Origin of the sequence: Flavobacterium solisilvae, assembly GCF_012911605.1 — a bacterium.
GTDB lineage: Bacteria > Bacteroidota > Bacteroidia > Flavobacteriales > Flavobacteriaceae > Flavobacterium > Flavobacterium solisilvae.
Window position 1 is genome coordinate 1 of record NZ_JAAMPT010000001.1, and the last position, 214, is coordinate 214.

Below are 214 nucleotides of genomic sequence, written 5' to 3' on the forward strand. Positions count from 1 at the left end.
CACACAACAGCAAGAAAGCAAATTACAACCAAAAGAAAATAGATAAACACCTGGAGTATATAGAAACCAAAACCCAAGAATATTTAAACGCTTTAGCCCAAAACGACGCTCAAGAAACCAGTACCACGCTCACCAACATTCAACAAAAAATAGAACGCTTAAAGCAAAACAAAATCAAATATGAACTGCTAGAAGAGCAACTCAAAACCAGTGG

General features: G+C 36.4%; 1 pseudogene. It reads left to right on the forward strand.

Annotated features, from left to right (window positions below):
- Positions 1-214: pseudogene (locus G6042_RS00005) on the forward strand (IS1182 family transposase); the annotation flags it as partial.